This window comes from Klebsiella quasipneumoniae subsp. quasipneumoniae (assembly GCF_020525925.1).
GTDB classification, from domain to species: Bacteria; Pseudomonadota; Gammaproteobacteria; order Enterobacterales; family Enterobacteriaceae; genus Klebsiella; species Klebsiella quasipneumoniae.
Genome location: NZ_CP084876.1, coordinates 872,790 through 894,252, shown reverse-complemented (window position 1 = coordinate 894,252; position 21,463 = coordinate 872,790). Strand labels below are relative to the sequence as shown.

General features: G+C 58.5%; 24 protein-coding genes. 14 read left to right on the top strand and 10 right to left on the bottom strand.

Going from position 1 to position 21,463, the window contains the following annotated elements:
* Positions 1-16 precede the first annotated feature (16 nt).
* From mrkF to mrkA, 5 genes are all read right to left on the bottom strand, one after another.
* Positions 17-652 (bottom strand): type 3 fimbria minor subunit MrkF, encoded by a 636-nt coding sequence (gene mrkF, locus LGM20_RS04505; RefSeq protein WP_044524636.1) that lies wholly within the window; start codon positions 650-652, stop codon positions 17-19.
* Positions 653-665: 13 nt separating this feature from the next.
* Positions 666-1,661, bottom strand: coding sequence for a type 3 fimbria adhesin subunit MrkD (mrkD, locus tag LGM20_RS04500; protein WP_023290930.1), 996 nt, complete (start codon positions 1,659-1,661; stop codon positions 666-668).
* Entirely contained in the window at positions 1,652-4,138 is a 2,487-nt protein-coding gene (mrkC, locus tag LGM20_RS04495) for a type 3 fimbria usher protein MrkC (RefSeq protein ID WP_044524639.1), read from the bottom strand. The genes mrkD and mrkC overlap by 10 nt, the downstream gene beginning before the upstream one ends.
* An 11-nt stretch (positions 4,139-4,149) precedes the next feature.
* The gene (gene mrkB / locus LGM20_RS04490) at positions 4,150-4,851 is read right to left on the bottom strand and encodes a type 3 fimbria chaperone MrkB (RefSeq protein WP_044524641.1); all 702 of its coding nucleotides are present in this window, start codon (positions 4,849-4,851) and stop codon (positions 4,150-4,152) included.
* Positions 4,852-4,946: 95 nt separating this feature from the next.
* A complete protein-coding gene (gene mrkA / locus LGM20_RS04485; protein WP_000756959.1) occupies positions 4,947-5,555 on the bottom strand; it encodes a type 3 fimbria major subunit MrkA in 609 nt (202 codons plus the stop codon).
* Between the two features lie 705 nt (positions 5,556-6,260).
* On the opposite strand from mrkA, the gene LGM20_RS04480 reads away from it, so the two are divergent.
* Positions 6,261-6,470, top strand: coding sequence for a YdgH/BhsA/McbA family protein (locus tag LGM20_RS04480; protein ID WP_002916131.1), 210 nt, complete (start codon positions 6,261-6,263; stop codon positions 6,468-6,470).
* A 95-nt stretch (positions 6,471-6,565) separates the two neighbouring features.
* Here the strand turns inward: LGM20_RS04480 and LGM20_RS04475 are convergent, their stop codons facing one another.
* Complete coding sequence (locus LGM20_RS04475; RefSeq protein ID WP_023290933.1) at positions 6,566-7,462, bottom strand: EamA family transporter; 897 nt, start codon at positions 7,460-7,462, stop codon at positions 6,566-6,568.
* An 81-nt stretch (positions 7,463-7,543) separates the two neighbouring features.
* Here LGM20_RS04475 and LGM20_RS04470 point away from each other — a divergent pair, with 81 nt between their 5' ends.
* Entirely contained in the window at positions 7,544-8,050 is a 507-nt protein-coding gene (locus LGM20_RS04470) for a MarR family winged helix-turn-helix transcriptional regulator (protein ID WP_023290934.1), read from the top strand.
* Here LGM20_RS04470 and LGM20_RS04465 read toward each other — a convergent pair.
* Positions 8,047-9,003, bottom strand: coding sequence for a nickel/cobalt transporter (locus LGM20_RS04465; RefSeq protein ID WP_044524643.1), 957 nt, complete (start codon positions 9,001-9,003; stop codon positions 8,047-8,049). The two genes, LGM20_RS04470 and LGM20_RS04465, sit on opposite strands and share 4 nt — an antisense overlap.
* 399 nt (positions 9,004-9,402) lie before the next feature.
* Between LGM20_RS04465 and LGM20_RS04460 the strand changes: the two genes are divergently transcribed.
* A complete protein-coding gene (locus LGM20_RS04460) occupies positions 9,403-9,648 on the top strand; it encodes a hypothetical protein (protein WP_023290936.1) in 246 nt (81 codons plus the stop codon).
* A 348-nt stretch (positions 9,649-9,996) separates the two neighbouring features.
* On the opposite strand, the gene LGM20_RS04455 is transcribed toward LGM20_RS04460, so the two are convergent.
* Positions 9,997-10,257 (bottom strand): hypothetical protein, encoded by a 261-nt coding sequence (locus LGM20_RS04455; RefSeq protein ID WP_032428979.1) that lies wholly within the window; start codon positions 10,255-10,257, stop codon positions 9,997-9,999.
* A gap of 168 nt (positions 10,258-10,425) precedes the next feature.
* On the opposite strand from LGM20_RS04455, the gene fimB reads away from it, so the two are divergent.
* The 9 genes from fimB (at position 10,426) to LGM20_RS04410 (ending at position 19,150) form a co-directional block, all read left to right on the top strand.
* A complete protein-coding gene (gene fimB / locus LGM20_RS04450; protein ID WP_023290937.1) occupies positions 10,426-11,031 on the top strand; it encodes a type 1 fimbria switch DNA invertase FimB in 606 nt (201 codons plus the stop codon).
* A 452-nt stretch (positions 11,032-11,483) separates the two neighbouring features.
* Positions 11,484-12,092, top strand: a complete 609-nt coding sequence (fimE, locus tag LGM20_RS04445) for a type 1 fimbria switch DNA invertase FimE (RefSeq protein WP_044524645.1) — start codon at positions 11,484-11,486, stop codon at positions 12,090-12,092.
* Between the two features lie 479 nt (positions 12,093-12,571).
* Positions 12,572-13,120: a type 1 fimbrial major subunit FimA gene (fimA, locus tag LGM20_RS04440; protein ID WP_004205364.1), complete on the top strand. Its 549-nt coding sequence runs from the start codon at positions 12,572-12,574 to the stop codon at positions 13,118-13,120.
* Between the two features lie 71 nt (positions 13,121-13,191).
* Positions 13,192-13,728: a type 1 fimbrial minor subunit FimI gene (gene fimI, locus LGM20_RS04435; protein WP_012967260.1), complete on the top strand. Its 537-nt coding sequence runs from the start codon at positions 13,192-13,194 to the stop codon at positions 13,726-13,728.
* A 70-nt stretch (positions 13,729-13,798) separates the two neighbouring features.
* A complete protein-coding gene (locus tag LGM20_RS04430; protein WP_369821209.1) occupies positions 13,799-14,482 on the top strand; it encodes a fimbria/pilus periplasmic chaperone in 684 nt (227 codons plus the stop codon).
* Positions 14,483-14,563: 81 nt separating this feature from the next.
* Positions 14,564-17,176, top strand: coding sequence for a fimbrial biogenesis usher protein (locus tag LGM20_RS04425; RefSeq protein ID WP_044524649.1), 2,613 nt, complete (start codon positions 14,564-14,566; stop codon positions 17,174-17,176).
* A gap of 10 nt (positions 17,177-17,186) precedes the next feature.
* Positions 17,187-17,714: a type 1 fimbrial adaptor subunit FimF gene (gene fimF / locus LGM20_RS04420; protein ID WP_023290941.1), complete on the top strand. Its 528-nt coding sequence runs from the start codon at positions 17,187-17,189 to the stop codon at positions 17,712-17,714.
* A 27-nt stretch (positions 17,715-17,741) separates the two neighbouring features.
* Positions 17,742-18,227 carry a type 1 fimbrial minor subunit FimG gene (gene fimG / locus LGM20_RS04415; protein ID WP_072199039.1) on the top strand — a complete coding sequence of 162 codons (486 nt, stop codon included), beginning with the start codon at positions 17,742-17,744 and terminating at the stop codon, positions 18,225-18,227.
* A gap of 17 nt (positions 18,228-18,244) precedes the next feature.
* Complete coding sequence (locus tag LGM20_RS04410) at positions 18,245-19,150, top strand: fimbrial protein (RefSeq protein ID WP_032429212.1); 906 nt, start codon at positions 18,245-18,247, stop codon at positions 19,148-19,150.
* 267 nt (positions 19,151-19,417) lie between these two features.
* Here the strand turns inward: LGM20_RS04410 and LGM20_RS04405 are convergent, their stop codons facing one another.
* Entirely contained in the window at positions 19,418-19,690 is a 273-nt protein-coding gene (locus tag LGM20_RS04405) for a GNAT family N-acetyltransferase (RefSeq protein WP_002916201.1), read from the bottom strand.
* An 11-nt stretch (positions 19,691-19,701) separates the two neighbouring features.
* Positions 19,702-19,932: a 4Fe-4S mono-cluster protein YjdI gene (gene yjdI, locus LGM20_RS04400; RefSeq protein ID WP_004205354.1), complete on the bottom strand. Its 231-nt coding sequence runs from the start codon at positions 19,930-19,932 to the stop codon at positions 19,702-19,704.
* A 224-nt stretch (positions 19,933-20,156) separates the two neighbouring features.
* Between yjdI and LGM20_RS04395 the strand changes: the two genes are divergently transcribed.
* Complete coding sequence (locus LGM20_RS04395; protein ID WP_032454006.1) at positions 20,157-20,429, top strand: YtcA family lipoprotein; 273 nt, start codon at positions 20,157-20,159, stop codon at positions 20,427-20,429.
* A gap of 6 nt (positions 20,430-20,435) precedes the next feature.
* Positions 20,436-21,461 (top strand): multidrug transporter subunit MdtN, encoded by a 1,026-nt coding sequence (gene mdtN, locus LGM20_RS04390; RefSeq protein WP_044524651.1) that lies wholly within the window; start codon positions 20,436-20,438, stop codon positions 21,459-21,461.
* Positions 21,462-21,463 lie beyond the last annotated feature (2 nt).

Below are 21,463 nucleotides of genomic sequence, written 5' to 3'. Positions count from 1 at the left end.
GGCTTTTTCGTCTCGCTTAATTATAAACTAATTCCCACGTAGCCCAGCTGGTAATTGGCCCGCTGGTGGCGCTTTTCGGCGTCGGCGAAACGTAGCCCACATAATAGGTGAACAGGCCGCCGCTGACCGCGCGTTCCTGCAAATGCACCTGATTTTGCTGCGGGTCCGCAGGGACAATTTTATTACTCTTATCCAGCGTATTATTATCATTGGTCGACAGCGCCAGATAAATATTCTGCGCTCCGTCTGGCAAGGTATTGGCCAGATAGCCCGCGTTCTCATTACCGACCGCCGTCAGTAAAAAACCGTCGACCCAGCGAACGCTGACTCGCCGCACCTCGTCCTGCGAGGCGGCGCCGCCGTCATGACGCAGCTGGCAGTTTGACAGCGCCAGGGTAAAAGGCTGCGGCTTCATAAACGCGCCGGCCCCGCGATCGTGCACTTCCGCCAGGCTGACCGGCGCCAGCCAGACGTTGCCGCTGCCGGCATGCTGGCCGCCATTGAGCGCGACGCTGCAGGAAATATCCGTCACCCGCCCGGCAAAATCGACCCGTCCGCGATCATAATTGGTCTCGAAACCCCACGCCGAGGGGGCGGCGAGGCTGCCGCAGAGCAGCAACCACGCGATAGTATGTTTCGGCAATCCCTTCATTCCCCCTCCCGTATTAATCGTACGTCAGGTTAAAGATCATATGCGACTCCACCTCGCCGGTGCTGGTCGTCGGGCCATACTGATAAAAGCGCGCGTGCAGCGGGATGGTGATGTAGCGGGTCTCCTGATTATTCAAGCGGCCAACGGTATATTTCTTATTAAACTGCAGCGGGGATCCATCCTTCAGCACCTGGATGCCGACGCCTTTCGCCATCCCGCTGCCGGCCTTTTCATTCAGCAAGGCGCCCATGGTGGCGGTGGTGCTGGTCGCCAGGGTGCCGGAAAAAGAGGTGCTGATGTTGGCGTATCCCGTTTCACTCAGGCCGCCGCTGCACTGCAGATCGATATTAAAATCCTTCCCGCCCGCGGTGGTGCCCACCCCTTTCAGGTCAGTGCGTCTGATGGCGCCCACATCAACATTCATATTTTTCCCGCTCAGTACCGAACAGGAGGGCGAGACCACGGTGATCGCATTGGCGCTCAGATAGGTTTCGAGGATCGGGTTGCCGCCGCTCTCCCAGTCATAGGAGGTGTATTTTCCCGCCGCGAGGGTGCCGCTGCCGGTGGTTGCCGCGGTTTTGATAATCTCCAGCGTAAAACGTGACCCTTCAAGGGAATAGTTGGTGGTGTTATACACTCGGGACGAATAGACGTCGGGATAGACGATATTCACCGTCGCGCCGCCGCGGCTGAAACGCATACCAATCCCCGGCACGTTGGTGGAATAAATTTTATTCCCAAGATCGGTGGCCCCTGGCGAGACGATCTTCGCCGCGAAGCGGTTGGTGCCGGAGGTACAGCGATAGCTCGCCCCGCCCGGGGCGCTCATCGTCCAGTCGCGGGTGAGGATCACCGAGCCCACCGGCAGATCCGGGGGCACCACCACCCTGCCCACCACCATGTCCAGCATCACCGTTGGCGAAGAGAGACGCGTACAGACGGCCCAGGACGAGGTGGTGCCCAGCGCCATTAAGACGATAAAAAGCGTCAGTAATTTCCTCAGCGACATACGCTATCCTTTGTTGTTTGCTGTCCCAGATCCACCGAACACTGCCCGCCGCTCCACTTCACAATCGCGCGTTTGGCGTTCGCATCGCTGATGAACATCATGCTGCCCTGACCGACGACGCCGATCTCCTTGCCGTCGGGGGAGAAAATACTCGCCGCGAACGGCAGCGGCTCATGGTTCGCCTGGCGCGCCTGCAGGGTGAGGTTGTTCTGCACCGTGGTGCCGAACGCCACCTTAACCACGCTGCCTTCCCACGGCACAACCTGCGCCACAGTGCGATCGAAGGCCACGTCGTCATGGCTGCCTTTCGGGTCGATCTCGACGGCGTTGATCCGGTACGGGCGCAGATACGGCAGGATGGCGTAACCGTTGCTGTCCACGCGGGTGCCCGGCGATCCCGGGAGCATGGCGCCGGCCGCGTCTTTGGCTTCAATCAGCGCCATCGTCGAGCCGCTTTCCGGCGAGAGCACCACGCCGCCGCTGTGGGCGATCATCGTCCCGCTGGCGCCAATGCCGCTCTGACGATACCCTTCGCCCTGGCTGTAGCTGCCGTTGAGGGTGGTCCATGGCGTACGGTAGCTGCCGTTGAGCGCCACATCGTGCTGACCGCCGGTGGCGGTGGTGGTCGACACGCCGTAGTTAAGGTTGTTTTCACTGTCCAGCGAGCCATTGATACCAATCTGCGAGCTGGCAAAGCGCGAGTTGTTGAACGAGGTGTTCGACGTCAGGTTGGCGGTGCGGTTATCGCCAAACCACAGCGGGTAGCTGAAGTTGAGTGAAATGCGATCGTCGCGGCGATGGCCGGAGCTGTCCGGGGTATAGACGCGCTGGGCGCTCGCCGACCAGGAGAGACGACCAAACGAATTGTTGTAGCTGACCTGATACTGCTTCTCGGTCCCGGAGCGGTTCCAGTAATCGGAAATACGACCGCTGAGATAAAACCCGCCCCAGCCTTCCGGCAGGTTCTGGTTCACCGTGAAGGTCATGCCGTTTTTTTGCCGCCACAGCGTATAGTTGCTGCGGCTGTTTTTTTCCTGATCGACGGCGTACAGCGCATCGTTGAGGTTGTAATAACCTTTCGTCGAGTAGCGATACGCCGCCAGCACGATGCTGGTCTGGGTATCGGTGAACATGCGGTTAAAGGTGGCGCGATAGCTCTGCCCCGAGTCATCATGGGTATCGCTCTTCAGCCGCGAATGGGTGACGTCAAAAGAGAGCGCGCCGATCCCGGTGTTCATCCCGGTGCCCACCAGGAAGGCCTGATAGTCGTCAAAGCCGGTGACCCCGGTGTAGCCGGTCAGCAGGTTATTGATCCCGTGCTGCCAGGTCGCCTGATAGAGCATCGGCTTGTTGCGTAGCCCGCTGTCGTCCACTTTACCGGCGGAGAGCGCGTAGCGGGTCATGCCCGGACGCAGCAGTTGAGCAACGGAGGCGTAAGGCACGCTGAACACTTCCACCGAGCCATCCGCCTCTTTTACCGAGACTTCAAGATCGCTGCCATAGCCGGATGGATAGACATCCTGCAGGGTAAACGGCCCCGGCGGAACCGTGGTCTGATAGATAATGTTGCTGCCCTGACGCACGGTGACGAGGGCGTTGCTCTGCGCCACGCCGCGAATTTCCGGGGCATAGGAGCGCATGCCGTCCGGGAACATATTGTCATCAGTGGCGAGGTTGACCCCACGCAGACCGATGGTGTCGAAAAATTCGCCATTGGTAAAGATCTGCCCACCGCTGACGATGGAGTTGATCTGCGGGATCGGCCGCTGGAGATAGGTCTGGTTGCTGTTCCAGTGCGCTTTACCCTGCTGCTGCTGCCAGTTCAGGTTACCGATATGCTTCAGCAGCCAGCCGTCCCACGACAGACCGGCGTTGACGCCAAGGTAGGCGCTGCTGTTATCCGACCCGCCGACCGAAGAGGTGTGGCTGTTCCAGGCGTTGGCCATCCAGCCAAGATTAAGCGCGGTAATGCCTTTGTCCCAGAACTCCGGGCTGACATAGTTTTTCAGGCGTTGATCTTCATAGATCTGCGGCACTGAAATGTTCAACCGCAGGGAGGACTGGACCAGGTTGTCTTTGACGTTGTCTTCGTTGCGCCAGGATTTGAGGCTACCGCAATAGCCTTCCTGTTCGCTCAGCTGCGGATTGAGCTTTTCCGCCGCGATGCCGTACTGGGTCAGCATCGCTTTGGTGTAGCAGACCCCAAGGTTACCGTCTTTGTCGCGCGCGATGCGCAGATCGTAGCGCCCTTTCCATTCGTCGTTGGTGTAGACGTCAAGGGAGTAAGTGCCTTCGGTAATCGCGCTGGTCGAGAAGCGTGACAGGTCGACCTTTTCGCGACTGCCGACAATAAAACCGTCGTTAAATTGATATACCGTTCCCGGGTTTTCCTGTCCGCTGGAAAATGGCGGAAAGCAGCACAGCGCGATGGCGATCGCGGTGCTTAATCTTCCCGGGCAGAATGACCTCTGCTTCATTAGCTTTTCCCTTATTTAACGGCCACTTTCACTGCGACATCGGCGCCATAGTCATTAATGTTGTTAACGGTCAGGGTTTCGCCGCGGTTGACGGCGGAGGAGAGCGCCACCGTCTGGCTGGACTGCGGCGCCAGCATCACGGTTTTGCTGTTCAGGGCTTTACCGCCGTCGCGGGAAATACGGCTGACGGTAATGTAGAACGGCGTCGGGTTGTTGATGGCGAGACTGCTGCCGCTGGCGGTCAGGATCAGCTTCTCGGCCGCCGCATCGCGGTTGCCCAGCCCGGCAGGGCGGTAAATAAATTTAAAGCGGGAACGGATCGCCAGCTGCAGCACGTTCTGGCCTTCATTTTTCTGATCAGCCACCACCGGCGGAATTTCCAGCAGATTCAGCCACCACAGCGTCTCTTTATCTTTCGCCAGACCGGCGCTGCTGCCGAGCTTAATACGCAGCGTCTGGCCGCTCTTGGCGTCAACGCGCGAAATCGGCGGGGTGATAATAAACGGGGTGGTAATGGTATCCGGTGTGGCATCGGCATCGCCGTTATCCAGCCAGGCCTGCGCCAGCGCCGGACGGTCGGCGTTATTTGAAAGCTGTACCGTTATTTCTTTTTCATTTCCTGGATAAATAAAGCGGGTACCGTTAACAATAATATTGTTGGCATGGGCCGCAAAACTAAAAATGAAACAGAAAAAAAGGGCAATACGCTTCATGCTGACCTCAGAATAAAAATACAAGCGGCGGACATTGCCGCTTTATTATTGTTATTAACTGCCCCATCGCGGGGCAGTTTTATTTTCTGACGGAATTACTGGTAAGTAATTTCGTAAGTCGCGTAGCTGTTTACCACACCGGTGGTCACAGTGGTCGGCGCGCTGGTGGCGTAGCCTACGTAGTAGGTGAAACGCGCGCCATCGGCTACAGCGGAAGCATCGCCTTTCGCTTTCGGCTGAGTGCTGTCACCCGGGATGATTTTGTTGGTCAGCGCGGTAGCGTTGTCAGTAGACAGCACCAGCTGGATGTTCTGAGCACCGGAAGCTTCGGTGTTCGCCAGGTAGCCCTGTTGTTTGCTGGTTGCGCCAGCCAGCAGGTTACCGCCGGTCCAGTTTACGCCCAGTTTGCTTACGTCATCCTGTTTGGTGCCGTCAGCCGCCTGGCAGTTAGAGACGTCAATGGTGAAAGATTTCGGTTTCAGGTAAGTATCCGCTGCTGCCGCTTTAACTTCAGTCAGGGTTACCGGAGACAGGTAAACGTTCGCATCGCTGCCCTGGCCGTTAACAGAAACAGTACAGGATACATCGGTAACTTTACCGAAGAAATTAACCTGGCCGCCGCCAACATTGGTATCAGCTGCATGGGCAGCAGTCATGCCAAAAAACGCGGTTGCCATTGCTGCAGAGAGAAGAACCTTTTTCATTGCCATTTCCTTGTCAGAGTGAATTACGAATCAATGAGCACACTGTGAATTCGCATAGAACCAGAAACATCAGGCGATGCTGATTTATGCCACTGCTAATAGAATCTTCGACTGACCGGGAGCCGCAATATTTAAGGCGTCAGGTAACGAACCAAAAAATATAAGTTCGCTGGTGCTATCGGCGTCAAAGAATGCTATTTATTCGCCGACAAATATACATTTGTTCACGTTTCATTAAGTTATATAACATATACCTAATGGCTATTAATAAATAATTATTGATAGGTGAAAACGGGGTGGTGGTTGTTTACAGCACGGAAAGCCTGACGCCAGGGCGCGAGAGAAAGGGCCACCTCAGCATGCCGAAATGGCCGCCAGAGGGCTATTGCGAATCGTCCGAATCCGCCATGACGGCGGTTAAAAACCGCCCAAACAATTCACACAATGAATGGTAACCGCGTAAATGAGGCGCATTCCACACTCTGAGCACAGGCAGTCCGCGTGATATCCCCTGCAGAAATAAATCTCTAATTCGTTGTTTTTAAATCAAAAAATAGAGAAAGGTTCATTTCCCCATTATCAAACCGCCATAAAAATGTGATCTAAATCGCACTTTTTGCCACGCGCGTTATAGTTAGCAGACTTATTATAAGTCCATCGAAAGCAAACACGCTTTCCACCATAAAAGTTAAAAGGACAAACACCATGAAAAACGTAAAATTACTCGCCGCTGCCGGTATGCTCTCCCTGGTCTCTTTCGCTAGCTTCGCTCATCCGGTGAGCGTAACAGCAGATACCCTGGACAGCGCAGAAGCGAAAATCGCGACCATTGCGAAAGAACAAGGCGCTTCCTACCACATCACCGAAGCGTACACCGGCAACCAGGTCCATATGACCGCCGAGCTCTCTAAATAAGCGAATGGTTGCAGAGGGAGCTGCCGGACAGGCCGCCTGCGGGCGGCTGGTCTGGCTCCCGCCGCCTACCCCGCACACAGCAATGTCGAGCCCCGTTATGGGGCTTTTTTCGTTTTTGCCCCCGCCGCCTGGCGCGCCAGCGCGCGCTGAATAGACAATACGCTCGCCAGCACCACGATCAGCCCGACCAGCGCCATCCCCTGGATCGTTTGTCCAAGGAAAATCCACCCCAGCACCACGGCGGTCACCGGGCTCAGCAGGCTCATTGCCGACACCGCCACCGGCGAGAGGCGGCCAATCCCCCGGAACCACAGGCCATAGGCCAGCATGGCGCCCGCCACGCACAGCCACAGATAGCCGGCCGCCTGCAGCGCAGTCACCTGATGCAAAGGGGGGTCAACGATCAGCGCCACTGGCGCCAGCACCACCCCGCCGATCGCCAGCTGCCAGCCGGTTAACGCGACGATCGGCAGGGAGAGCGCCCAGCGGCGGGAGAGCCAGGTGCCCAGCGCCATACTGATCGCCCCGAGAAACGCCGCGCCGATGCCCAGCGGGTCGAGGACGGTGCGCGGCGACAGCAGCAGCATGGCCATACCGAGTATGCCGGCAAGGGCTGAGAATACCGCCAGCCAGGGCGAGCGCTGCCGGTCTACGCACCAGGCGAGAAGCATCACCAGCAGCGGCTGGATCGCGCCAATCACTGCCGCCAGGCCGCCGGGTAAGCGATAGGCGGCGATAAACAACAGCGCCTGAAACGCGCCGATATTTAAGATGCCGGTAACGATAAGCTTTAGCCATTCGCCGCGCTGCGGAAAGCGGCGGCTCCAGATCAGCAGGGCGATACCTGCCGGCAACACCCTCAGCAGTGCGGCAATAAACGGCCGGTCAGGGGGAAGAAACTGGGAGGTGACGATGTAGGTCGTCCCCCAGATAGCGGGCGCCAGCGCCGTGAGCAGCAGGTCCAGCATCAGACTACGCGAGAGAAAAGCCATGATTTTATCTTCACTTCAAGTTAAATTGGTGCCTCAAGTATGCACCCGCAATTATCTTGATATCAAGACAAGTGAGCACTCATGGACAAATCACCGCCGATCGACGCCGTTGATCGGATTCTCGCCCAGTGGCAACGGGAGCGGCCGGATCTCGACTGCAGCCCAATGGGGCCGATTGGCCGTCTGAAACGGTGCGCCATGCTGCTGGAGCCGCAGGTGGAAGTCGCTTTTACGCGCCACGAACTGGTGCGCTGGGAGTTTGACATGCTGGCGACGCTGCGCCGCGCCGGGGCGCCGTTCATTCTTTCGCCGACCCAGCTCTTCTCCACGCTGATGATCACCTCCGGCACCATGACCCATCGCCTGAAGGCGCTGGAAAAACGCGGGTTTATTACCCGCCTGCCCAATCCGGAAGACGCCCGCAGTATGCTGGTCGCCCTGACGCCCGCCGGACGTGAGCGCATCGATGAGGCGGTGGAGACCCATGTCGATAATGAACGGCAGCTGCTGGCGGGGCTCAGCGATGGCGAGCGCCAGCAGCTGGATCAGGCGCTGCGGATATTGATGCGCCTGCTGGAAAGCCGTTAACAGCCCGCGGCGATAAAGTCGCCGTTAGCGCTGATCGGCACCACGGTGAAAAACAACCCGGCGGCAAAGAGGATCAGCGCCAGCCCGCCGAGGATCTTCACCAGCGGCACCAGCCAGGGCCGCGGACGGCTGGTCGCCGTCAGCCGGTTGACGGTACGGTGACGGGCATAGTGCACCGCCAGCGACAGACCGAGGATCGAGAGCGCGGTGCCCAGCGCCATGGTCATCACCGCGGCGATGCCCCAGCTGACGATCCCCAGCGCGTTGGCGAACAGCAGGATCATAATCGCTCCGCTGCAGGGCCGGGCGCCGATAGCCAGCACCACGCCCAGACGTGTCTTCCAGTCGGCGCCCTGCAGGTCCTGCCCCACGCCGTGGTGCCCGCAGCCGCACGCGGCATCATGCTGATGCGCCGGCCTCAGGGCGCGTATCCTTGTTTTACCCGGCCGCAGGCTTTGCAGCGCGCGACAGATAACGTAAACCCCAAAGGCGGCGATGGTCAGGGCGCTGATCTTCTCGACGTACCAGCGGCTGGCGCTGAGATCGCCGGCGGCCAGATTCAGCCCCACCGCGAGAATATAGACAAACAGGATGGCGCTCACGCCCTGCAGCAGGCTGCCGAGAAAAGGCACCACCCGCGCCGCGGTCAGGCTCTCCTGGTTGGTGCTCAGGTAAGTGGTGACGATAAACTTACCGTGGCCCGGTCCGATAGCGTGTAGCACGCCGTAAAGAAATGCGCCCACCAGCAGCCAGACGCCGCCGCTGTACTGATGGTTGTTCAACAGCAAAAGGTACATCACCAGATAGCGATGCAGGGTAATTTGCGTGGCGAGGCACCACTGGAGAAAGTCGCTCCAGTGGCTGTGCAAGGTGACGCCGGCGGCCAGCAGAAGAAGGCCGCCGCTCCCGGCGACCAGCAGGCGCCAGTCGCGCTGCGCAATCGGAATCATCATCGTTATGCCATGGTGAAAAGAGATGAACCACCGGACGACAATCTCATGCCCGGCGAACAATAGTGCCTGTTTTCAAGGATGGATGATTTATCGGCGTTTTTCTCGTCAATGCTCGAGGTCACAAGGCTCCGCATTATCAGCATCAGCGGGCTCCTGTACCTACCCTCTGCCCTATCTTTGCACAAAGCACTTTACTCTCTTCAGCATACCACAGACGTTTGTTTTTAATGCTGGCACCCTGAATAACATATAAGAGCAGTCGTTACACGTCTAAAAACAGATAAAAATAAATCAGTTATCGCTATCCTGGCACTTTATGTACTTTATCATCCTGCGCATCAGGCACGAATATTCATTAACTGCTATTTATTTAATACATGCATTAACAGGACCACTCCGATGAAAAGATGCTTACTCGCCCTGGCGTGCGTCGCGCTGCTGACGCCCTCGCTTTCGGCGCAGGCGACCTGGCGCAGCGACCAGCGCCAGGACGCCCGCGATATCCGCCAGGATAGCCGCGAGCAGGGCCGTGAAACCAAGCAAGAGTGCGTCAGCAACAACAATCAAAGCAACGCCAGCTGCCGTCACGATAAGCGGGAAAACCGCCGCGAAGGTCGTCAGGAAGCCCGCGACGAAAAATGGTAAGTCAGCCTGCTCCGGCGAATGTCAGATCGAGGTCTTCTGCCACCGGAGCCTTTCACTCCGCCTGTGACGCCGGACGGTCGCGTCCAGCCCTGCCTGCTCTTTATTCTTAGCTTGCAGCAGAATATTACCCGCAACCGGTCCGCAGTCCATGGCTACTAATACCCACAGCCTGATATCACCGCTACCGCCGATTACCGCCCGCTGCTACCCCTGCACTATTAAGATTAAGCTCAACCCTTTAAATAAGACGTAAAGTGCCCTTACAGAGACAATGGCTATTATCCCCAGGCTTTTTGCAGTATGGTTTAATCACTGTTGTAGTTTTGCAGTGAATGCTATCCAGACGGTTCAAGGTTGTATTCTGTCTGAGAAATTACTCATGCCATTCCCGTCGCTGAGATACGGGCGGCCGGCTGGCTGACGCCGTGCCGCCCCGACAGCCGGGAAATAAATCATGACGGCATTGATGGCCGCCTTGCCGTGGCCGGAAGCCAGTGCCTTCATCATCACGTGGGCATCATCAAGAGGATCAGGGATGTACAGGACGTGGAAACCTCCAGGAAAGATTCGCCAGTTCAACCAGCTAACCCTTTCTTTACCCTTCAGCATGCGGCGTCTTATCGCAGGGGATGGCGATAGCCCATGATACTGCGTGCACCCGTAGCAAATAAAAACGTTATCAGCACGCTGTTTAAAAATAAAAAGGCAGTCGCATTTAACAATGACCTGACGCAGGCCTGGAAAGCGTAATATTTGCCTGCCATAAAAGGGAACACCATGACGAATAACGCCGATATTAAAAAAAGGAACTTCCTGACTCAGAATGAAATCGAGTCGCTACTAAAAGCCGCCGATAGCGGTCCCTACGCCGCACGTAATTATTGCCTGACGCTGCTGTGCTTCATCCATGGTCTGCGCGCCAGCGAGATCTGTCGCCTGCGAATATCCGATATCGACCTTGCTTCCCGCTGCGTTTATATCCATCGGCTAAAAAAGGGGTTCTCGACCACCCACCCTTTGCTGAATAAAGAGATCCACGCCCTAAAGCGCTGGCTGGCCATTCGCAACACCTGGCCGCAGGCCGCCAGCGAGTGGCTGTTTCTCTCCCGCAAAGGCAATCCCCTTTCCCGCCAGCAGTTCTATCAGATTATCGCCTCTTCTGGCGACCAGGCGGGATTGCCGCTGGAGATCCACCCGCACATGCTGCGTCACTCGTGTGGCTTTGCGTTGGCCAATATGGGTATCGATACCCGCCTGATCCAGGACTATCTCGGACACCGCAATATTCGCCATACCGTCTGGTATACCGCCAGCAACGCGGGACGTTTCTATGGTATCTGGGACAATACGCGCGACAAACAGCGCCTGTCGCTGCTTCAGTAAGCCTGACGCCACGGATGGCGTTGTACCGCGTTGCGGGGAAATTAAATATCAATAAATTAACCCTCGGTTAATTATGATTACTGTTCCCGCAAGTTCTTATTTAATCCTGCGGTCACCTCGTTCAATTAACCCTGCATAAATTCCGGTTTTGCCGTGACTATTTATTGTTGGCTAAAATCCATCCCGCTATTTTTAAAATCTATCGTTTGAAAAAAACCTTTTATTTTATGCACATGCTATAAAACCCGAGAAGATCTATTGTGGCCTTGCTTAAAATCTCTAAAATTAAGAATTATCGCCAGGCGATATTTTGACTGGCTGTAAATATAATATGCTATCTATGCGTGGTTAATCGCCTTCACCTTGTACCGTTCTCGCATTACGGATCTTTTCCGTCATGGCGTATGGTTTCGCCATGACGACCCCTCACATCTTTTACAGGAGCAACTATTGTGAACCGACGTCGTTTTCTTACCGCCAAAGAAGTTCAGGCTATGATGCAGGCCGCGCGTCAGGGCGCCACCGGCGAGCGGGACTACTGCCTCATCCTGCTCGCCTTTCGCCACGGGATGCGCATCAGCGAACTGCTGGATCTGCACTATCACGATCTGGATCTACGGGAAGGCCGGGTCAATGTGCGGCGGTTGAAGAACGGTTTTTCGACTATTCACCCGCTGCGCTTTGATGAACGTGAGGCCATTGAGCGCTGGAGTCAGGTCCGCGCCGGCTGGAAAGCGGCGGCCAAAACCGACGCGCTGTTTATCTCCCGTCGCGGTACCCCGCTCTCACGCCAGCAGGCATATCGTATTATTCGCGCCGCCGGGGAAAAGGCAGGTACCGTAACGCAGACCCACCCCCATATGCTGCGTCACGCCTGCGGCTACGAACTGGCGGAAAGAGGGACAGATACCCGTTTGATCCAGGATTATCTCGGTCATCGTAATATTCGACACACGGTACGCTACACCGCCAGCAATGCGGCGCGTTTTGCCGGAATATGGGAAAGAAATAATCTTATTGGAGAAAGCAATGCAGAAGCGGGAATTGATACAACCGATTGAATTTAATTAAAAAAATAAACCGTGAACAGGTCAATTGGGGCCAAACTGTTTATATCATAAAAATGTTTTGACATATTTTGCAACTCACCACGCCATATTTCTGCAAAAAAATTCATAATCCTCTGATTTTAAATCATTTTTAAAACATCAATTACGCACTTTTCTCACCCTGACCTCCCGGGGCATCGACGCGCCTTCGCCAGCGGCATCGCTCTTCCTTTCGCACTCCGCCAACAACCACAGATTAAATATCCATATAAACAACATTTCTCAGAACTTAACACCATAAAACAGGCGTAATTAAACGGAAATCAGATCGTTTATCTCAACGAGTCAAAATGGCCCCAATTGTCTCATCGGTTGGGCGAAAACTGTGCAGAGCCGGCAGCCGGACCACTCGGCTGAAATCTGAAATGCCTGGAAGGCACAACGGCTGCCAATCCGGTTCGTTATTTCGACATCGTTCAAAGGAAAACAGTATGAAAATCAAAACACTGGCAATGATTGTTGTGTCAGCCCTGTCTCTGAGCTCCGCGGCGGCCCTGGCCGATACCACCACGGTTAACGGCGGGACCGTCCATTTTAAAGGGGAAGTCGTTAACGCGGCCTGTGCGGTGGATGCCGGCTCTATCGATCAAACCGTTCAGTTGGGCCAGGTGCGTTCCGCGAAGCTGGCCACGGCGGGGAGCACCAGTTCGTCCGTCGGTTTCAACATTCAGCTGGATGATTGCGACACCACGGTAGCAACCAAAGCGTCCGTCGCCTTCGCCGGTACGGCTATCGACAGCAGCAATACCACCGTTCTGGCGCTGCAAAACTCTGCCGCCGGCAGCGCGACCAACGTCGGCGTACAGATCCTCGACAACACCGGCACGCCGCTGGCGCTGGACGGCGCCACCTTCAGCGCAGCCACCACCCTGAATGACGGCACCAACATCATTCCGTTCCAGGCGCGTTACTACGCCACTGGCGCCGCGACCGCCGGTATCGCGAACGCGGACGCCACCTTCAAAGTGCAGTACGAGTAAGGCAACCATCAGGCAAGGAAGCCATCCGGGCCAGGAGGGCCCGCGCTTAATTTTGCAACCGGGGTGAAACGATGCAGGGAATGAAATCGGGTCTGCTACTGCTGCTGCCTCCGCTGGCGCTGGCCGGTAATCAGTGGAACGTCACGCTGCCGGGAGGGAGCATGCGCTTTCAGGGCCTGATCATGGCCAGTTCCTGCCGCGTTGAAGCCGGCGATCGGCAGATGACGGTCAATCTGGGACAGATCAGCAGTAACCGATTTCACGACGTGGGCGAAGACAGCAACCCGATCCCTTTCGCGATTCATTTACAGGATTGCAGTACGGCGGTCAGCCAGCATGTCGGGGTGGCATTTCACGGCGTGGCTGACGGCAAAAACCCCGATGTGCTTTCGGTGGGCGAAGGCCCGGGGATCGCCAGCGGGATCGGCATTGCGCTGTTCGACAGTCAGGGCCAGCAATTGCCCCTCAACCGTCCGCCGGATCGCTGGGTGCCGCTCTACCGCGGACCGACGACGCTAAATTTCGTCGCCAAATATCGGGCGACCGGACGCCAGGTCACCGGCGGGGCGGCCAACGCCCAGGCCTGGTTCTCATTAACCTATCAGTAATCAACCCGCAGACCAGCAGGACAACACCGTGAGCAGACAAGGAGATAATGTGAGAAAAACGGCAACGACGATACGCGGCATACTGACGGGATGTGCGCTTTTCGCCGCCGGCGCGTTGAGCGCCAGCGCGCACGCGGGCGTCGCGCTGGGCGCGACCCGGGTCATCTACCCGGCGGGTCAGAAACAGGTCCAGCTGGCGGTCACCAATAACGACGACAACAGCACCTGGCTTATTCAGTCATGGGTGGAAAATGCCGATGGGCAGCGAGACGGCCGGTTTGTTATCACTCCCCCCCTGTTTGCCATGCAGGGCAAAAAAGAGAACACCCTGCGCATTATCGACGCGACCAATAACCAGCTGCCGCAGGATCGGGAAAGCCTGTTCTGGATGAACGTGAAGGCCATTCCTTCAATGGATAAATCGAAGCTCAGCGACAACACCCTCCAGCTGGCGATTATCAGCCGCATCAAGCTCTACTACCGACCGGCAAAACTGGCCCTGCCCCCGGATCAGGCGCCGGACAAGCTGACCTTTAGCCGCAACGGATCGTCGCTAACGCTGACTAATCCCACCCCCTATTACCTGACGGTGACCGAACTCAACGCCGGAACACGCATTCTGGAAAACGCCCTGGTGCCGCCGATGGGCAAAACCAGCGTCAAGCTGCCCGCGGATGCCGGCAGCACCATCACCTATCGCACCATTAACGATTACGGCGCGCTGACGCCGAAAATGAATGGCGTACTGCGTTAACTCTGGTGTGCCCCGCCGCGCGGGCCACGCTGCGCATGACCAGAAGCACTGACTGCCGGGCAACGTCGGACCGGAGGGATTATGTCACATCGAAAATATGGACTGGACCATGGGGGTCGCCCAAGCGCCCGGCGCCTGATTACGCCGGCGTTGACGCTGTGGCTCTGCTCGCAGCCGTTTGCCGCGCAGGCGGACCTCTATTTTAACCCCCGCTTTTTAGCTGACGATCCGGCGGCGGTGGCAGACCTGTCGGGATTTGAAAAAGGCCAGGAGGTCCCGCCGGGCACCTATCGCGTCGATATTTACCTCAATAACGGCTATATGACTACCCGGGACGTTACTTTCCAGGCTGACGCGCAGGGCCATGGCCTGTCGCCCTGCCTGACCCGCGGCCAGCTGGCGAGCATGGGGGTGGATACCGGACGGGTGACGGGCATGGCGGCCCTGGACAGTAAGGCCTGCGTGCCGCTAACGACGCTCATCAGCGAAGCCACCACCCGCTTCGATGTCGGCCAGCAGCGCCTGTATCTCACCGTACCCCAGGCGTTTATGGGCAGCCACGCCCGCGGCTATATTCCGCCGGAGCTATGGGATAACGGCATCACCGCCGGGCTGATTAACTATAACTTCACCGGCAATAACGTTCATAACGCCACCGGGGGGAACAGCCGTTACGCCTATCTGAATCTGCAGAGCGGGCTGAACCTCGGCGCCTGGCGCCTGCGCGATAACAGCACCTGGAGTTACAGCAGCGGCGGCAGCGCCTCATCCAATGAGAACCGCTGGCAGCACGTCAACAGCTGGCTTGAGCGGGACATCATTCCCCTGCGGTCGCGGCTTACCCTCGGGGATAGCTACACCAACGGCGATGTCTTCGACGGGATCAACTTCCGCGGCGCGCAGCTGGCCTCCGATGACAATATGCTGCCGGACAGCCAGAAAGGCTTCGCGCCGGTGATCCACGGGATCGCCCGCGGCACCGCGCAGGTGTCAGTCAAACAAAACGGCTACGAAATCTACCAGAGCACGGTGCCGCCGGGGCCGTTTACCATCGACGATCTCTACGCCGCGGGCAACGGCGGCGATCTGCAGGTCACCATTAAAGAAGCGGATGGCACCCGCCAGGTCTTCAGCGTGCCCTGGTCAACGGTGCCGGTGCTGCAGCGCGAAGGCCATACCCGCTTCGCCCTCTCCGCCGGGGAGTACCGCAGCGGCAACAGCCAGCAGGAAACGCCCGATTTTTTCCAGAGCACGGCCATGCATGGCCTGCCGGCCGGCTGGACCCTGTACGGCGGCGCCCAGCTGGCGGACCGCTATCGCGCCTTTAACCTCGGGGTGGGGAAAAACATGGGCTATTTCGGCGCCTGGTCGCTGGATATCACCCAGGCCAACGCCACCCTGCCTGACGACAGCGAGCATCAGGGACAGTCGGTGCGCTTTCTCTATAACAAGTCACTGGATGAGACCGGCACCAACCTGCAGCTGGTGGGCTACCGCTACTCCACCCGCGGCTACTATAACTTTGCCGATACCACCTACCGCCGGATGAGCGGCTACAGCGTGGAAACTCAGGACGGGGTTATCCAGGTGAAACCCAAATTTACCGACTACTACAATCTGGCTTACAGCAAACGCGGCAAGGTGCAGCTGAGCGTGACCCAACAGCTGGGGCGCACCGCCACCCTCTATCTGAGCGGCAGCCACCAGACTTACTGGGGCACCGACGATGCCGATGAGCAACTGCAGGCCGGCCTCAACGCCGCCGTAGACGATATCAACTGGTCGCTAAGCTACAGCCTGACGAAAAACGCCTGGCAGCAGGGACGCGATCAGATGCTGGCGGTTAACGTCAATATCCCCTTCAGCCACTGGCTGCGCTCCGATAGCCGTTCGGTCTGGCGGCACGCCAGCGCCAGCTACAGCCTGTCGCACGATCTCAATGGCCGCATGACCAATCTGGCAGGCCTGTACGGCACCCTGCTGGATGACAACAACCTCAGCTATAGCGTGCAAACCGGCTATGCCGGCGGCGGCAACGGCGACAACGGGAGCACCGGCTATACCGCGCTCAACTACCGCGGCGGCTACGGCAACGCCAACGTCGGCTACAGCCGCAGCGATGGCTTTAAACAGCTTTACTACGGGGTCAGCGGCGGCGTGCTGGCGCACGCCAACGGCATCACCTTGAGCCAGCCGCTGAACGATACCGTGGTGCTGGTGAAAGCCCCCGGCGCCGGCGGCGTGAAGGTCGAAAACCAGACCGGGGTACGCACCGACTGGCGCGGATATGCCGTCCTGCCGTATGCCACCGAGTATCGCGAAAACCGGGTCGCGCTGGACACCAATACCCTGGCGGACAATGTCGACCTTGATGATGCGGTGGTCAGCGTGGTGCCTACCCATGGGGCGATCGTCCGCGCCAGCTTTAACGCCCAGGTGGGGATGAAGATCCTGATGACGCTCACCCATCGCGGCAAACCGGTGCCGTTTGGCGCCCTCGCCACCAGCGACAGCAACCAGAGCGGCAGCATCGTCGCGGATAACGGTCAGGTCTACCTCAGCGGGATGCCGCTGGCGGGTAAGGTGCGGGTGAAATGGGGCGATGGCCCCGACGCCCAGTGCGTGGCCGATTATCGTCTGCCGCCGGAGAGCCGGCAGCAAGCGCTCAGCCAGCTGTCCGTCGCGTGTCGCTAAGGAGATGATGATGAGAACACCGCAGTATCTGCTGGGCGCCCTGCTCACGCTGGCCGCGCCGCTGGCCTTCGCTGCCGACAGCACGATCGCCATCAGCGGCTATGTGCGCGACAACGCCTGCGCGGTGGCCGGAGAGTCGAAGGAGTTCACCGTCGATTTGCAGGACAACGCCGCGAAGCAGTTTTACGCCGTCGGGGCGACGACCCCGCCGGTGCCGTTCCGTATCGTGCTGTCGCCCTGCGGCACTTCCGTCACCGCGGTGAAGGTCGGCTTCACCGGCGTGGCGGACAGCGTCAATACCAGCCTGTTAAAACTCGACGCCGGCGCCTCGGCGGCGGCGGGAATGGGGGTGGAGATTCTCGACCAGCAGCAGTCCCGACTGCCCGTCAATGCCCCGTCGTCAGCCATCGCCTGGACCACGCTGACGCCGGGCCAGACCAACATCCTGAACTTTTACGCCCGTCTGATGGCCACCCAGGTGCCCGTCACCGCCGGGCATGTCAATGCGACAGCGACATTCACCCTGGAATTTCAGTAAGCGGAGGCTGCAATGAAATGGACCCACGTGGGCTGGCTGCTGGCCGGCCTGTTAACCGCGAGCCCTTCCCTGCGGGCGGCCGATGTCACCCTCACCGTCAACGGGAAGGTGGTGGCCAGACCCTGCACGGTCTCCACCGTCAATGCCACCGTCGAGCTGGGCGATCTTTACACCTTCAGCCTGATCGGCGCGGGCTCGGCATCGGCCTGGCACAGCGTGGCGCTGGATCTCAGCAACTGCCCCGTCGGTACCTCACGGGTGAAGGCCACCTTCAGCGGGACCGCGGACAGCACCGGCTATTACAAAAACCAGGGGACGGCAGGCAATATTCAGCTCGAACTGCAGAGCGAGGACGGCGCCACGCTGAACAACGGCAGCAGCCAGTCGGTACAGGTGGATGAGGCCAGCCAGTCCGCCCGCTTCCCGCTGCAGGTCAGGGCCCTGTCGGTCAACGGCGGCGCCACGCAAGGCACCATTCAGGCGGTGATTAACGTCACCTATACCTACGCCTGAGCCAGGAGAGCATCATGATGAAAAAAATTATCCCTCTGTTCACCACCCTGTTGCTGCTGGGCTGGTCGATAAACGCCTGGTCCTTCGCCTGCAAAACGGCCACCGGCGCGACGATCCCCATCGGCGGCGGTTCAGCCAACGTCTACGTTAACCTGACCCCGGCGGTCAACGTCGGGCAAAACCTGGTGGTCGACCTCTCCACGCAGATTTTTTGCCATAACGACTATCCGGAAACGATCACTGACTACGTGACCCTGCAGCGCGGATCCGCCTATGGCGGCGTGCTGTCGAGTTTCTCTGGCACCGTGAAATATAACGGCACCTCTTACCCCTTCCCGACCACCACGGAAACGGCGCGGGTGATTTACGATTCACGGACCGATAAGCCCTGGCCCGCCGTCCTGTATCTGACGCCGGTCAGCACCGCCGGCGGGGTGGCGATCGCCGCAGGATCGTTAATCGCGGTGCTGATCCTGCATCAGACCAACAACTACAATAGCGACTCCTTCCAGTTCATCTGGAACATCTACGCCAATAACGACGTGGTGGTCCCCACCGGCGGCTGCGATGTCTCTGCCCGCGATGTCACCGTCACCCTCCCCGACTACCCGGGCTCCATGGCCGTGCCGCTCACCGTGCACTGCGCGCAGAGCCAGCAGCTGGGGTATTACCTCTCCGGCGCCACCGCGGACAGCGCCCACGCGATCTTCACGAACACCGCCTCCGCCTCGCCGGCGCAGGGGATAGGCGTCCAGCTTACCCGCAACGGCAGCGCCGTGCCGGCGAACAGCACGGTCTCGCTGGGCACCGTCGGAACCTCGCCGGTCAATCTCGGCCTGACGGCGACCTACGCCCGGACCACAGGCCAGGTCACCGCCGGTAATGTGCAGTCGATCATCGGCATTACCTTTGTCTATCAATGATGACCGATGACATCCTCTCTTCCTGCTCGCTGGCCGCCCGGGGGTTGAACCAGCGGATGCTGAACGCGGCGAAGCGGCTGGCGGGGGTAAAAAGCGGGTGAAATATCACCCGCATATGGCCCCTCGCTTTCCGCACAGGCAGCCGCCTCGTTCATCAGCAAACTCACGGTCGGCGTTTGAACAGGCATGGGGGTAAGCGATGAGTGACTAATGGCGCGGATGCGCTGGCGAGTGAAAAGCGCACCGGTTTACACCGGTGCCGGTACGTCAGGCGCGAATATCGTCGTATTCGCGGGTGTTATCGAATTCATGTTTGGCAAACGGGCAGAGTGGAATAATCTTCCGCTGCTCCTGGCGCATTTTTTCCACCACCTTCGCCACCAGCTGTTTCCCCACGCCCTGGCCTTTCAGGCTGGGATCGACATCGGTATGTTCGATAATGCTGAGGTGTTCGCCGGTGGGAACAAAAACAATCTCCGCGACCTGGTTACCCTGCGCGTCGTTAACATAAAATTTGTTGTGCCCTTCCAGTATTTCCATCTTCTCCTCGCTTATTTATGACGATATTGCAGGGCGCCGCTCGGGCAGGTATCGATCACCTTCACCACCGTCGCGACATCCACTTCATCCGGGATGATCCACGGCTTACGCTTGAGATTGAACAGCTTCGCGCTGCCGCGCACGCAGTTCCCGGAATGCTGACAGATCGCCGTATTAAAGTAGACGTCGATTTTCTCCCCGGTGTAGGCCCGGTAGCCGGCTTCCAGTAATTCCTTATCCATGACATTGCCTCGGTCTTGTTTTATGACTTTCAGGCTAAGCATAGTCCTCCCCGTGACGGCTGACTATGCGCAAGTCGGTAATGGGCGTCAGGAGAGGGATTTGGCGCATCCTACCGCTCTTCCGGCGCGCACGGATCCCGCAGTCAACGTACGGTTGACTTTCATTCCCGCAACGAGGCGATTACACTCATGACACACTGGTAAGAGCACTCAGGGATGTTCCATTGAATCATATTGCCACCATAGCCCGCCCGGCGCGGCTACTGCTCGTCTTGCCGCTCACCGGCTGCTCACTCTCACCAGCGATCCCGGTATTGGGCGCCGCGTTCCCCGGCTGGTTTTTCTGCTTGTTGGGCGGCGCGTTTTTACTCATCCCCTGCCATATCCTGATTACCCGTAACGGCTGGCAGCCGCGCTTTTCTCCCCTGGTCTTCAGCTATGTCGCGCTGATGTTCCTGTTCGCCACGCTGCTGTGGTTTCTGTTTTTTGTTCACTGATCGCTTATGACTACTTCCCGCACTCCCCTGTTACGCAAGAAATGGCCTCTGCTGGCGCTGGTCCTCGCCGCCATCCTGGCGCTGATCCTGGTTATCTGGCAGTTGCAAACGTCGCCGGAGACCAATGACGCTTATGTCTATGCCGATACCATCGCTGTGGTGCCCGAGGTCAGCGGACGCATCGTGGAGATGCCCATCCGCGATAACCAGCGGGTGAAAAAAGGCGATCTGCTGTTCCGCATCGACCCCCGTCCCTATCAGGCGATGCTCGATGACGCGAAAGCCCGGCTGACGACCCTCGACGCGCAGATTATGCTGACCCAGCGCACCATCAAAGCGCAGGAGTATAACGCCCAGTCGGTAGCGGCCGCCGTCGAGCGCGCCAGAGCGCTGGTCAAGCAGACCACCTCCACGCGCATCCGCCTTGAACCGCTGGTGCCGCAGGGGTTTGCCTCGCAGGAAGATCTCGATCAGGCGCGCACCGCCGAGAAAGCGGCGCGGGCGGAGCTGGAAGCCACGCTGCTGCAGGCCAGACAGGCCTCGGCGGCCGTGACCGGCGTGGATGCCATGGTGGCGCAACGCGCCGGGATCCTGGCGCAAATCGCCCTCGCCGAACTGCATCTGGAATTTACCGAAGTGCGCGCGCCGTTCAACGGCGTGGTAGTGGCGCTGAAAACCACCGTCGGCCAGTACGCCTCGGCGCTGAAGCCGGTCTTCACCCTGCTGGATGACGACCGCTGGTATGTGATCGCGAACTTCCGCGAGACCGATCTGAACAACGTGCGCCCTGGCGTGGCGGCGCGGATCACCGTGATGACCAACCACAACCGGACCTTTAACGGGGTGGTCGATTCGGTCGGCTCCGGGGTCCTGCCCGAAGGCGGGAGCGTCATCGAAGGCCTGCCGCTGATCCAGAAAAGCATTAACTGGGTCCACGTCTCGCAGCGCTTCCCGGTGAAAATCGCCGTCAGCGATCCCGATCCGGCTCTGTTCCGCATGGGCGCCTCGGCCAGCGCCGTGCTGCAGCCGTAGCC